Origin of the sequence: Paenibacillus nuruki (genome assembly GCF_001721045.1) — a bacterium.
Taxonomy (GTDB): domain Bacteria; phylum Bacillota; class Bacilli; order Paenibacillales; family Paenibacillaceae; genus Saccharibacillus; species Saccharibacillus nuruki.
On record NZ_MDER01000086.1, the window covers coordinates 75,123 to 88,827 of the forward strand.

At 40.0% G+C, this 13,705-nt stretch carries 12 protein-coding genes and 1 pseudogene; 3 read left to right on the plus strand and 10 right to left on the minus strand.

Features of this window, described 5'->3' with window-relative positions:
- Positions 1 to 14: 14 nt before the first annotated feature.
- The 3 genes and pseudogenes from queG to PTI45_RS20430 all read right to left on the minus strand — a co-directional run bounded on the left by queG (position 15) and on the right by PTI45_RS20430 (position 2,847).
- Positions 15 to 1,726: pseudogene (queG, locus tag PTI45_RS20420) on the minus strand (tRNA epoxyqueuosine(34) reductase QueG).
- 25 nt (positions 1,727 to 1,751) lie between these two features.
- Positions 1,752 to 2,270, minus strand: a complete 519-nt coding sequence (gene lepB, locus PTI45_RS20425; RefSeq protein WP_069329432.1) for a signal peptidase I — start codon at positions 2,268 to 2,270, stop codon at positions 1,752 to 1,754.
- Positions 2,271 to 2,418: 148 nt separating this feature from the next.
- Positions 2,419 to 2,847: a GNAT family N-acetyltransferase gene (locus tag PTI45_RS20430; protein ID WP_069329433.1), complete on the minus strand. Its 429-nt coding sequence runs from the start codon at positions 2,845 to 2,847 to the stop codon at positions 2,419 to 2,421.
- A gap of 678 nt (positions 2,848 to 3,525) precedes the next feature.
- On the opposite strand from PTI45_RS20430, the gene PTI45_RS20435 reads away from it, so the two are divergent.
- A complete protein-coding gene (locus tag PTI45_RS20435) occupies positions 3,526 to 4,134 on the plus strand; it encodes a superoxide dismutase (protein WP_069329434.1) in 609 nt (202 codons plus the stop codon).
- A gap of 75 nt (positions 4,135 to 4,209) precedes the next feature.
- On the opposite strand, the gene PTI45_RS20440 is transcribed toward PTI45_RS20435, so the two are convergent.
- The 4 genes from PTI45_RS20440 to acpS form a co-directional block, all read right to left on the minus strand.
- Positions 4,210 to 5,088: a DMT family transporter gene (locus tag PTI45_RS20440; RefSeq protein WP_069329435.1), complete on the minus strand. Its 879-nt coding sequence runs from the start codon at positions 5,086 to 5,088 to the stop codon at positions 4,210 to 4,212.
- Positions 5,089 to 5,423: 335 nt separating this feature from the next.
- A complete protein-coding gene (locus tag PTI45_RS20445) occupies positions 5,424 to 5,843 on the minus strand; it encodes an SMI1/KNR4 family protein (protein WP_069329436.1) in 420 nt (139 codons plus the stop codon).
- A 17-nt stretch (positions 5,844 to 5,860) separates the two neighbouring features.
- Positions 5,861 to 7,252: an A/G-specific adenine glycosylase gene (gene mutY, locus PTI45_RS20450; RefSeq protein WP_069329437.1), complete on the minus strand. Its 1,392-nt coding sequence runs from the start codon at positions 7,250 to 7,252 to the stop codon at positions 5,861 to 5,863.
- A 96-nt stretch (positions 7,253 to 7,348) separates the two neighbouring features.
- Entirely contained in the window at positions 7,349 to 7,756 is a 408-nt protein-coding gene (gene acpS, locus PTI45_RS20455; RefSeq protein ID WP_069329438.1) for a holo-ACP synthase, read from the minus strand.
- Positions 7,757 to 7,938: 182 nt separating this feature from the next.
- Here acpS and PTI45_RS20460 point away from each other — a divergent pair, with 182 nt between their 5' ends.
- The gene (locus tag PTI45_RS20460; RefSeq protein ID WP_069329439.1) at positions 7,939 to 8,769 is read left to right on the plus strand and encodes an alpha/beta hydrolase family protein; all 831 of its coding nucleotides are present in this window, start codon (positions 7,939 to 7,941) and stop codon (positions 8,767 to 8,769) included.
- A gap of 147 nt (positions 8,770 to 8,916) precedes the next feature.
- On the opposite strand, the gene nadE is transcribed toward PTI45_RS20460, so the two are convergent.
- The 3 genes from nadE to PTI45_RS20475 form a co-directional block, all read right to left on the minus strand.
- The gene (gene nadE / locus PTI45_RS20465; protein WP_069329440.1) at positions 8,917 to 9,726 is read right to left on the minus strand and encodes an ammonia-dependent NAD(+) synthetase; all 810 of its coding nucleotides are present in this window, start codon (positions 9,724 to 9,726) and stop codon (positions 8,917 to 8,919) included.
- 152 nt (positions 9,727 to 9,878) lie between these two features.
- Complete coding sequence (locus PTI45_RS20470; RefSeq protein WP_069329441.1) at positions 9,879 to 10,313, minus strand: BrxA/BrxB family bacilliredoxin; 435 nt, start codon at positions 10,311 to 10,313, stop codon at positions 9,879 to 9,881.
- A 104-nt stretch (positions 10,314 to 10,417) separates the two neighbouring features.
- Positions 10,418 to 12,076, minus strand: coding sequence for an ATP-binding protein (locus tag PTI45_RS20475; protein WP_161594297.1), 1,659 nt, complete (start codon positions 12,074 to 12,076; stop codon positions 10,418 to 10,420).
- Between the two features lie 321 nt (positions 12,077 to 12,397).
- Here PTI45_RS20475 and PTI45_RS20480 point away from each other — a divergent pair, with 321 nt between their 5' ends.
- A complete protein-coding gene (locus PTI45_RS20480) occupies positions 12,398 to 13,666 on the plus strand; it encodes a BaiN/RdsA family NAD(P)/FAD-dependent oxidoreductase (protein WP_069329746.1) in 1,269 nt (422 codons plus the stop codon).
- The last annotated feature ends 39 nt before the right edge of the window (positions 13,667 to 13,705 follow it).

Below are 13,705 nucleotides of genomic sequence, written 5' to 3' on the forward strand. Positions count from 1 at the left end.
TTAGAATATGAGCTCTATTTCAATTCAAATAGCACAGGTTCAATAGGATACCCTTCCAGATTCAATAACCATTCTTTCAGTGGCAGACCACTACCATAACCGACCATTTGTCCATTCATTCCAATCACACGATGACATGGAATAAGCAGCGGTACTGGATTACGATTATTAGCGCCTCCAACGGCTCGTACTGCTGTAGGATGGCCAATCTGCTGAGCGATCCATTTATACGAAACGACTTCTCCATAAGGAATAGTCTGTAACCCTTGCCAGACCAGACGCTGAAAATCAGTACCTTGCAAATCAAACGACAACTCAAAGATTTGCCGCTCTCCTGCAAAATATTCATGTAACTGCTGTACGGCTGACTGTAAATGATCAGGCGAATATATATACTTATGCTCTCCATACCAGCGCTTTGCCCAGATTGCCATCTTATCTTTATTATCGGCATAAGATTTAAAATCTAAACGGCATATCCCATGAAGTGACGATGTTAGCGTTATGGTTCCTGTAGGCACCTTAATTTCATAGTAATACAAAGAAATCATTCTGCGATCTCTCCTTCAAGTATAGCTTTGGCTTGGAGCAAACGTTCCGTGACTTCAGGCTCCACTTCTTTGGCGAGCGCATGGATCACTGCTTGTAGCGCATCTTCGCCACCTATTCGGCTAAGCGCCCATGCGATTGTTCCTCTGAGCTCTGGTCTAGGATCACGATGTAGTAATTCGGTTAACTTCGGCACAGCCGATTTGTCCCGGAAATTCCCGAGCGCAATAACTGCATTGCGTTGAATCGGCTTTTTGCCACGCCATGCCGCAGAAGTATCACCAAATTGTTCTTTAAATTCTCGATTACTGAGATCAAGTATCGGTAATAATAATGGCTTGGCTTTTTCTGGATCAGGGCGAAGTTCTTCTTGATGATTCCAGTTCTTGCCTTTGTTTTTGGGACATACAATCTGGCAGGTATCGCAACCATACAATCGATTTCCGATCTTACGCATATGCTCATCAGATAACATGCCTTTAGTCTGTGTTAGAAAAGAAACACAGACTTGTGAGTTCAATTGTCCGGGACCTACTAATGCTCCTGTTGGACAAGCATCTATACATTTGGTACATGTTCCGCAATCTTCAGTAACTGGCGTATCGGGTGGAAACGGAATATCCGTGATCATATCACCTAGAAATATCCATGAACCTAATGTAGGTGAAATCACAGCACAGTTTTTACCGTAAAAACCGATCCCTGCACGCTGAGCCACCGCGCGATCTGACAACACCCCGGTATCTACCATACTTTCTATTCGAACTTCCGGTACCTTTTCCCGAATAAAATCTTCTAAACGCTGCATCCGATCACGTAGTACATAGTGATAATCTTTGCCCCATGCTGAACGTGCCATAATGCCTCGATATTGTCCGGGTTCTGACTTAGGCGGGTTTTCCATTTTGGAATGATAGGTAACAGATATCGCTATAATCGACTTCGCTCCATCTAATGCCAAGCTCGGGTGAATACGTTTCTCAATATCCGGTTCTTCAAAACCTGATTCATGCCCTTTACGACGATGCTCTTCCAAGACTCCTTTTAAATACAAAAAAGGATCTGCTGTCGTAAAGCCTACATCATCTATGCCCAGCGATGGCGCAGCCTGCTTGATTTCAAGCTTGAGCTGTTCCCATCTGGTTGTTGTTTGTTGTAATACTTCTTGCTGCGTCATGCACTGTCACCTCCTATAATACGTTCTATAAAAATGCCCATTTGGATAAAGGCCATATAATAAAATCGGCACGTCCGACAATCTGCGTTAAAGCTATCGTACCAAAAATACGACTGTCTTTACTCATTCCTTCATGACGATTATCACCCATGACATAATATTGCCCTTCTGGCACTATCATCGGCTTGTGATCTTCATCTCCTATATCGGTATCAATATACGTTTCCTGCTGTTCAATCTGATTGATATATACTCGGTGGTTACGAATCTCAATCGTATCTCCGCCGATAGCAATGACTCGTTTCACTAACAATTTGGAGCTGGGGCTTGCACTCAATATAGGATCATGCAAAATAATAATATCTCCGCGTGCCGGTGTATGAAATTTATAGATTAATTTATTGATAAACAACCGTTCTTGCTGTACAAGAGTTGGTTGCATCGACTGTCCTTTGACTGTTGATATATTAAATACCCAACTATTCAATATGCCGAGTATGATTAATGCCAAGACCATCGTCTTGAGCCATTCCCGCCAATACATAATACACCTCATTTAAAATCTTACGTTATGTTTATTATACCTTAAATTCTTCCTAAATATAGAAAAGCACATCTTTATTCCCATCCGTGTTTCGGAGGGCAAGATGTGCTCATATGTGGATATTACATAAAATTCTTCTCTCTAAACTTTACGCATGAACAGCAACGATACTGAGTTTGTCAAAAGTCTTCAAGACTTTATTCTCTCCATATCCCATTGCTTCGTAAAGTGGTAATACAGCCTTGTTGTGCTCATCGCCAGCGACCATAATGCCACTGACATTGCGTTGCTCAAAACGTTGTTCCATAGCTTTGACAAGTGCCGTACCTACACCTCTGCGTCTAACATCAGGATGTACAGCGATGCGGTAATAACAACCAAAATTCCGATCGATTGTACCGATTAATAGACCAACAATCTCTTCGCCTTGTTCCGCTACTACGATTAGCTCGGAATCCCATGATAATTGTGTGGCGAACGGTCCCATCGTGTTCTCGTAACATTCTTCAGATAAAGCCACCTGCAAGAGTTCTGTAACGAGACTCAAATCACTTAATTTAAAGGAACGAACATTCATACTCCAAACTCCCTTTTCATCAGCTTGATTAAGTACACCCTTATAAAAAAACAAAAAGAAGGACATTCGCTTATAGAAGCGTTGCGTCCAACGATAAAGGATTGCATAAAATCCTATAGTACACATCGACCAAAAGACAACAAAAAACTGCAAAAATGTGCAGAATATAACCTCAACGATAATTAAACCACAATTTCCGCCAGATTACACCAATTTTCTTTTGAAAGCGCTTAATTACTCTGTTTTTCACCTATCGGTTCCACTTTAAACATAATTTGGTAATTAATGGATACCCAATTATATTTATAAATAAACGCTTATAAATATTCACGGCAATTATTATATCTTCAATTAAAGTTGTATGCGGGACAAAATATAGTATAACACTACTTTAGTAAGCTCACTATACTTTTTGTCATATTTCGTGCATTTTCGACTCTTTTTCCTTCTATTCTTTTTATATATTAAAATAAAATAAATCGCTCGGAACCCGCACCACATCAACTTTCTAAACATAAAAGTTGATTTAGTCAAAAATATACGGTTTAATATAGAGAGTAATATGTTTATTTACATAGGGAACGGTTTTTAGCAGTTGTCATTAAGTTGAATACTATTTTTCTTATTGTTTCTGCTAACTTTCGTTTCTGAATTCTAAATTCTGGGAGGTATTTTACAATGGCATTCGAATTACCAGCATTACCGTACCCTAACAACGCTCTGGAACCACACATCGACGAACAAACGATGATGATTCACCATGACCGTCATCACAACACATATGTGACTAGTCTGAATACCGCTTTGGAAAGTGCTCCTGAATTGCAAAGCAAAAGCTTAGAAGAATTGATCAGCAACCTGGACAGCGTACCTGAAGGTATTCGTACAGCAGTTCGTAACCACGGTGGCGGACATTACAACCACAGTCTTTTCTGGGAAATTATCGGACCTGACGCTGGCGGCGCACCTACTGGTGATATCGCAGCAGCAATCGATAGCGAACTAGGTGGATTTGAGAAATTCAAAGAAGACTTCGCTAAAGCAGCAACTACTCGTTTTGGTAGCGGTTGGGCTTGGCTAGTTGTTAAAGATGGCAAATTGGCAGTAACAAGTACTCCTAACCAAGATAGCCCGGTTATGGAAGGTGCTACTCCATTACTTGGTATTGATGTGTGGGAACATGCATACTACCTTAAATATCAAAACAAACGCCCTGACTACATTGCAGCTTTCTGGAATGTAATCAACTGGGATGCAGTAAACAAACGTTACGCTGCTGCAAAATAAGAATATACCCTTTTACAATAGAAGTATCAAAAAGCCCTTTGGAGTATTTATATTCCAAAGGGCTTTTTTTATTCTTTATACTCTGATCTTCTTGGTCTTCTGTACACCATTCATCAAAATAACACCTATAAAAATCACGATCAACCCGACAATCGTTCCTAAAGTAATATGTTCATTTAAGAGCAAGATTCCCCAGAAAATACCGAATAACGGAACTAAAAAAGTCACACTTACTGTTTTGGTTGGGCCGACATGCTCCACGAGATAGAAATATAACAGGTAGCCAATAGCCGTACATAACACCGCTAACCCTAATACAGCGATCATCACGGTTAGTGAAATCGTTACTGTAGGTACAGTCACTACACTTAAAGGAATAAGAATAATTCCGGCTGCTAGCTGTTGCCCGATCGATAACGAAAGAGCCGGTGTATTGGTAAAGGTAAGTTTCGTATACACACTGCCGATACCGTAAAATAACGCCGCTGTTAGCGAAGCACCGATCGACAACCATACTTCTAATGTAAATGGAACGGAACTCCAACCCATCAGAATACACACACCTACAAGTCCAATCAGAATACCAATCACTTTACGAACAGATAAATATTCTTTTAACCAGATGCGAGCTACAATCGCTGTAAAAAGGGGGGTTGTAGCATTCAAAATAGCTGTTAAAGAAGCATTGAGATGAACAGCTGAATACGCAATAAGTGAAAAAGGAATAGCTGCATTTAATAGACCCAACATCAGATAATATTTCCATTCCTTTTTAAAATCAGGCAATTTGCGCACAATAAACGCATAGATAAGTAGTACAATACCTGCAATCCATACACGTAAATCAATCAGCCAGATTGGTCCCAATACAGGTGCGGCTATTCGTATAAATATAAATGAGGCTCCCCAGAGAGCACCCAATAACAGTAACGCTCCTAATTCTTTAGGTTTCATAATGACTTACCTCCATCATTTCCAAAATATCATATCTCTGTGTACTATGTATTTTCGTTAGACTTTCAGCAATCTATTCTAATTGATAATGATTATCATTATAGATTAGAGTACCCATTGTTTCAACATGTTCTCCAAAATAAGTTACATCAAAACACACCGGATGATAAAACTTTCAATTGATTGCTTTTGGATTTGTCCTGCAAATTTACAAAGCAAAATTAGTATAGCTATCAACAGAAATAGCGTACACCACTGAATCTCTACTGTACGCTATATTCTCGTTGTAACTATACTTTATAATGTCACTATCAAGCTTTAAAAATCAGTCACACTTAATAATAAGGCAGATCCTCTAGCAATTCGGCAAAAGAATGACGACAAGGAATGATCGACTCCTCTTCCTCTAGCCAGACAACAACTTCTCCATAGTGTTGAGGCACTATTCGTAACAAAAAGCTGTTACCTCCAGCATCAGAAGCAAATGGAATACAGACTTCTTGCAAAATATCCCACGCATACTGCATATCTATCATTAATTGCTCTATCGTTAGTGAACCATACGTAATAGGCATAAATCCATGAATCAAAGGCGCATATTCTTCCCCATCTACAAATAATGGTTCTAGATAACCTCCATTATGCTGTAAATAGAATTCTTTGAACGATTCTGGAATTGGATAGTCTATACTGTTAGCAAAGGTCTGCCATTCATGCTCGGTTAATGATTGTTCACTTTCCTCTAACGATATCATGGCTATATCGCTCCTTTTTACTGGGCAAAATGCTGTTGCAGAATTTTGAGGAATAGATTGGGAAACGCATAATTTTTCATATCGTCTGCGGTAATCCAGCGATAATCGTAAGCAAAAGCTTCACCCATCAGTGTACTTGGAACAGCTTCATAAACTTCTGGATGCTCTGCAACCGCTTCTTGTTGTTCTACTGCCAATGTATCATCAAGGTGAAGTTGTTTTTGGATTTTCTGTAGACTGCTTGGTGTTGAACCTGATAATTTGAGCTCTAGTGTAGCTTGTTCATATTCCAAAGGATCGATCTCTTTCAAAGCGCCTTGTGACGCTTCTAACGGCTGTGTCGCCGAACTTGTATAACGAACAGTAGGTTCTGATTGTTGCCCTGTAGCAGAGACTCCAGCTTCACGACAGCGGAATACACGCATCGTCCAATGGATATGGCTAAACGTATGCTCTTCTGTAATCCACGGCTCTAGCGGTTGGATATCTACTCCTTCGTTATGAATCCCATGGGTTAAGCGCTTCATTGCATCTGTATCCGGCAAGTCTGCACCTGCACCTGCTTTTTTGGAATCGTCTGCAAGAATATGAGGCAACTCCCACATGCGTGCAAGTAATCCTGTAGCTGGACGTTGGCGAATCAATACTTGTCCTGCGCGTTCTCCTGTTCCTTCAACCAGAGCGAGTAAACGATGTTCAGGACGTGGAGGTTTGGATTTGGTTTTGATCGGCAATATAAGCTCCATCCCATTCATTCGTCCTTCACAATGCTTCATCACCGGACAGGTAAGGCAACCCGGAGATTTGGGCGTACATACCATAGCTCCAAGTTCCATTAACGCTTGATTGAAATCCGAAGCACGACCACGTGGAATTAACTCTTTAGCGAGCACTTCCATTTTGACCCGTGTAGGCCCCTTAGCAATATCATCTTCTAAGCAGAAGTATCTCGATAATACACGCATCACGTTACCATCTACGGCTGGAACAGGAACACCATAAGCAATACTAAGCACTGCACCCGCAGTATACGGGCCTATTCCTTTAAGGGCAGAGATTTCTTCTGGTGTATTCGGTACAATACCTTCATGACGCTCTACCACTTGTTGCGCCGCTGCTTGTAGATTACGGGCACGTGAGTAATAGCCTAGCCCTTCCCAGCTTTTTAACACTTCTTCTTCCGGTGCAGTCGCTAATGCTTCTACCGTCGGGAATTTCTCGATAAAGCGAGTAAAGTAAGGAATTACAGTATCAACACGTGTCTGTTGCAACATAATTTCAGAGATCCAGATATGATAAGGGTTACGACTTCGTCTCCATGGCAAATCACGCTTATGTTCGTCATACCAGACTAACAATTCACGACTAAAATACGTTTTGGCTTCTTGCTTTAAGGCTAAATTAGACATAGTACTCTCCTTCAATGATCGCAATCTTATGTGATCAGATATGATGTAGAATCATGTTGTAAATGAGGTGCATAAGTGTAGATAACATGCTTAATTTCAATGGGTTAACGTTATTTTTTCGATAACGGCAAAAGCAGAAGCTAATTCGGTCTGGTGAGAAATGCTTAAATGAATAGCATACTGTTCAGCTTGATCTGATAATCCTAATCGCTCCCATGCTTGAGCAGATAAGGCAACCGTAGGTTTGCCTGAAGGATTCGGTACAATCTCTATATCACCAAAGCTTATTGTAGCGCCAATCCCAGAGCCGAATCCTTTAGAAATAGCTTCTTTGGCAGCAAAGCGTCCAGCTACAAATTCGTGTAGTTTGGCTCCTTTGGTCTGAGCAATGTTACGTTCGGCTGGTGTTAGTATACGATCTATAAATTTGGACCCTTGTGAACCTGTGACAATTCTAGCTACCCGTTTAATTTCAAGGACATCATGTCCTATACCATAAATCAAAATACGTACCTCCTGCACATTCCAATCTTGAATACTATTATTGTACCATTGGTGTTGCTTGTACTGCCAAGCATGTATAGTTAGATATTCAGCTAAAGCCCAAATCATTGTTTATTCGATATCGGTTACGCTTTGATTACCAAGTGCTTTGGGTAAGTAGTACTTAGAAGGAGGTAATGATGATGTCAAATTCATTCACGATCCCCGGAGCAGACGGGGCAGTCATTCGTTGTACTCGCTACCCTGCTAAGCATGAAGTACGAGCTGTTATTATTATCGCTCATGGTTATAAAGGATTCAAAGATTGGGGCATGTTCCCGTATGTTGCCCAGCAGTTGAGCAGTATCGGTGATGTGATTACATTTAATTTCTCACATAATGGTATTGGCGAACAGCCAGAAGAATTTACAGAGCTTGAGTTATTTGCTCGTAATACGTATGGTTTTGAATTGGAAGATTTATCGAACTTGACGAATTATATAAAAGAACAATCACAATATCAAGAAGTACCTATTTTTGTGCTTGGTCATAGCCGTGGAGGTGGAGTGAGTCTAGTGCATGCACTCGATCATCCAGATCAGATTGCTGGTGTATTATCATGGAATGGTATAAGCGATCTGCCAAGCTTATTCACGACAGAACAGAAAAAAGAAATGGTGACTGCGGGCAGAAGTTATATTACCAATGCACGTACAGGTCAACAGATGCCACTTGATCGAATCATTATTGATGATATTGAGGAGCACCGTGAACAATATGATCTGCTTCATCGAATAACAGAAGCTGCTTTGCCGATTATGCTTGTGCAAGGAACAGAAGATCATCCTCATCTGCTTGAAGGCTCACAAGCTTTGCTAAATGCTAATCCTTCGATTAATTATGTTGCTATTGAAGGCGGTAACCATATGTTTAATACGGTTCATCCTTTTGTCGGTTCTTCTCCTCAATTGGATCAAGCATTGGAAGCCAGCAGTACATTTATTCGTAGTGTTATTGGTAGTCGTTTGGATTAATCTATTTAGTTATTTGGGTTGCCACTTTACATCCAAGCATAAAACAGCGTTCTTTCAACCTTTGCTCAGGTTAAAAGAACGCTGTTTTTTCGTGTGTATAAAAAAATCCGTCATTATGTTCAGACTTTATAGTATAGCAACTGTGATTTAGATACCTGGAATTGGATCACGTTTGTGTGCAGTGCGTTTGTAATAACTTTCAAGACGCTCTGCTGCTACTTGATCTATTGTTTTGCCTTCTAGATAGTCACTATTGTCATTATACGTAATCCCTAACTCGTCTTCATCCGTCTGATCTTCCCATAGTCCAGCAGAAGGAGCTTTATCTAGAATCGATTGGGGTACAGCCATATGTGTAGCCAATTGACGAACCTGACGTTTGTTTAACGTGCTTAATGGCGTGATATCTACTGCGCCATCACCATATTTGGTGAAAAAGCCTGTGATCGCTTCAGAAGCATGATCGGTTCCGACTACTAACAAATTCAATTCATTAGCTAGTGCATATTGAGTGACCATACGTGTTCTTGCTTTGATATTACCTTTGGCTTGAGGTGTAATTGGATCTTGAATATCAATGCTTGGCAACACTTTATTTACAAGATCAGTAATGGCATCTACACCGCTCTGTACATCAGTTTCAACTGTATGTTCAAGCTTGAATGCTTCAGCAACCGCATAGCTATCAGCGATATCTGATTGTTGTCCATAAGGTTGATATACACCAAGTGTCATGTATTTTTTACCTGTGGACTCACTAAGCTCATCCGTTGCTTGTTTACAAAGACCTGCGGCAACTGCACTATCAATTCCACCACTAATTGCAATCAGTAATCCTTGTGTACCTGATTGTTGAATATAGGATTTGAGAAAATCAACACGCTTGCGAATCTCTGCATCCGGTTCAATTGTTGGTTGAACACGTAAATCATCAATAATTTGCTGTTGTATACTCATCTTTATTTCCACTCCTTTTATTCATTCTGTAATACATCTTTACCCATTCCATTCTATTCATATCAGCTAAAAAAAACAAATGTCCTGCGATTTTCAGCTTAGCCGAAAATCGCAGGACATTGATAGATGTTTATATAAACCGTTAGGTTAGATTACAGGCAATATTTTTCAAATGCATCATTCAATGCATAAGCAATATCTTCTGCTGAATTATTTTCAATCTGGTGACGCTCGATAAAGTGGACTAATTCTCCATCTTTCATCAAAGCAATCGAAGGCGAAGACGGTGGGAATGGTGCGAAATATTCGCGTGCTTTGGCTGTTGCTTCTTTATCTTGTCCTGCAAATACCGTATACAAATGATCCGGTTTTAATTCATTTTGCAGTGCTTGAGCTACGCCTGGACGACATTGACCTGCTGCGCATCCGCATACAGAGTTCACGACAACCAGTGTTGTTCCTTTTTGATCAGGAAGATGTGCTTCTACCTCTTCTGGAGTACGAAGCTCCGTAATACCTAGTGTAGTTAGTTCATCCCGCATCGGTTGAACCATATCTCGCATATATTGATCAAAAGACATTGACATTGTTATTCACTCCTTACTTTTAATAAGCGTTAAGTTATATTATACAGTCATATAGGCTGAAAGCAAGCAACAGAATACAATACTTGTTAAGACAATACCATAAATTAATCTTTATTTTCAGTAGAATTCACTTGATCATGCGAAGGATCAAAGATGACGTTAAACGTTGTTTTGACGCCTTCTTCTGATTCTACCTGAATACGACCATGATGGCGCTCTACAATACTCAGGCAAAGCGATAACCCCAAACCTGTCCCTTTGGATTTGGTCGTATAAAATGGCTCAAATAATTTCTCTAACTTATCTGGAGAAATTCCCGGCCCTATATCTTGAATACTCATGGTCACCTCATTGCCATGACAATACGTCTCGATCTTGAGCTCACCTTTGTCATCCATCGATTCCATTCCATTGCGTGCCAGGTTCAGAATAAGCTGTTTGATCTCTTTGGAATTTAAGTTCAGTTCAGGCAAGTCTTTGCCGGGTACAAAAACGATACTTTGTCCTCGTAGATTCGCATCTGCCCATAATAACGGCAGCAATTCTTCTATAATAGAATGTAAATGAATCCACTGCTTCTCAACCACTCGATTCTGTGCCAGAGACAAAAAGTCGTTAATAATACTATTTGCACGATCCAATTCATCCATTACTATCACGTAATAATGATCAAGCGAAGGTGGGCTCTTTTCTTGCATTAACTGCAAAAACCCTCTAACGACTGCCATTGGATTGCGGATCTCATGCGTGATACTAGCAGCCATTTTACCAACAAGGCTTAACTGCTCGACATGATCCAATTCGTTACGTAACCGTTCTAACTCTGTCGTATCTTGACTCAAAATAACCACACCAGACGGTTCTTCTGAAAATGTACGCAAAGGCACAATATTCACATAAAATGAACCATAACCTAGACGAAGCAATTTGTTAATCGTTTCTTGACCTGCTTGAGCAGCTTTCGTTAACGTTACTACTTCGTGTAGACCTGGTGTAATATCTTCTTTTTGCAAGCCGGTGAAATGAAACCCGATTGCAGATTCTGCGGTCATATCCGGGAATGAGCGTTTCATCAATTGCAAAGCGCTTGCATTAATCGAAGTAATCCGTCCATGTTCATCAAGCGATGTAATAATCATGGGTGATACATTCATAATCTGACGTAACTTTTCAGCTTCTGTAATAAATTTGTTCGATAAACGTAACATCTGTCGATCAATTTCTTTTTTCTCTATAATACGTTCAATCGCTTGCACGCAATAATCTCCTGCAGCTAATGCCGCCAAAACAATCATCACGACCATGATCCAGAGTTCCGGACTCATCGGTACTGCATTTTGATTTAACAACGAAATAATCATAGATAATACAGCACTTAACAAAATAAGAGACGCTACAAACGAGCGTTTAACTTTTAAAGTCGCTATGCGAAATCGTAAAGAAATCAGGCATATAAATGGAAACAGTAATAATCCGGTATCTATAAGTAAGCCATTCCAACTCCAATGGTTGTTAAATATAAAATACATTGCGATACCTAACCCCAGTAAAACTATACCGCGAAGAGGGCCTATATACATGACTCCAACAATCAGTGAAACTACGCCCATATGTAAAGCGTAGGGAGATGCACTATACATCGAGAAAAACCAACAAATCATTATACTAATGGCGAAGGAAACTACAATAACGGGAGAATATCCACGCCATGCTAATCGTCCATTATGCAAGGAATCGTAGCCACTGCGTTCAATAACGCCCATGAAGAAAAAAATAGCAGAACCTACAGACAACATTTGCAGTAGAATTTCCTTGACGACAATAATAATGACGTGCCCCTCCTTTACATATGTCTTATCCCGATTAAATCATAGCAGACATTACATTACAATATATAGAAATTTACGCTAATATTTTGAAATCATCTACTCAATACCCCTGCTCGCTATCATTATAAACATTTGTTCAATAACTATTTATGATTTGTTGTCCTATCCATTCCTTATTAGTGGTATATTGAAAAAGAACGATTCTTGGATAGTACAGAGTCTGTTCCTATTTTTAAGACAAAGGAAAGATACATGTTGATATACGATATTATAGTAATTGGCGGCGGATCAGCTGGACTGATGGCAAGTGTCGCAGCAAGTGAAGATGGTGCACAGGTTCTACTCGTTGATAAAGGAAACAAATTAGGGCGTAAGCTTGGAATCTCTGGTGGTGGACGTTGCAATGTCACCAATGCTAAAGAAATCGATGACTTGATCAAATACATTCCGGGTAACGGACGTTTTCTATACAGTGCTCTCGCTAATTTTAGCAATCGAGATATTATGACTTTTTTTGAAAATATGGGTATTCAGCTTAAAGAAGAAGATAACGGTAGAATGTTCCCTGTATCAGACAAAGCCAAAACAGTTGTCGATGCACTGATTAATAAAGTGCGTTCTCAAGGCGTACAGATTCGTACCAATAGCACTGTAGACGAAGTGCTATACGATCAAGGGCAGGCTGTCGGAGTACGACTTCGCTCTGGCGAAGTATTTCACAGCCGGGCTGTTATTATCGCTGTAGGTGGTAAATCGGTTCCTCAGACTGGTTCAGAAGGCGATGGTTATGCCTGGGCAGAACAAGCAGGACATACGATTACAGACCTTTATCCTACTGAAGTTCCTATGACTTCACCAGAACCATTTATTCAGAGCAAAGAACTTCAAGGATTATCTTTACGTAATATCGGCTTAACCGTATGGAATCCAAAGGGCAAAAAGTTAATTTATCATGATGGCGATATGATTTTTACCCATTTCGGGATATCGGGCCCTACCGCTCTAAGATGTAGCCAATATGTGGTCAAAGCACTCAAAAAATTTCCGGTTACTTCTATTATGGTTACGCTAGACTTGTTTCCTGACAAATCGGTAGATGATGTCTATAATGAAACTCTTGCTTTAGCGGAAACGGATTCAAAAAAAGCGATTAAAAATGTATTAAAAGGTTATCTACCTGAACGAATGATTCCGCTGATCTTGAGCAAATCAGGGCTAGAAGACGATATTACCTTCTATAATATTCCCCGTCAATTATGGTTAGAGATGGCGAAATTACTCAAAGCTTTCCCGATTGCGATGCATGGTACACTGTCGATCAAAGAAGCTTTTGTTACAGGTGGCGGTGTAAACCTGAAAGAAGTCGATCCCAAAACCATGGAATCTAAATTAATGAACGGATTATACTTTTGTGGTGAAGTGTTAGATATTCATGGCTATACAGGTGGATACAATATTACTGCTGCTTTTACTACCGGTTATAATGCAGGCAAAAGTGCAGCACTCCAAGCCAGTCAAGTATAAACGATTTTGTTCATACACAAAAAGAAGCTTTTCCTATCG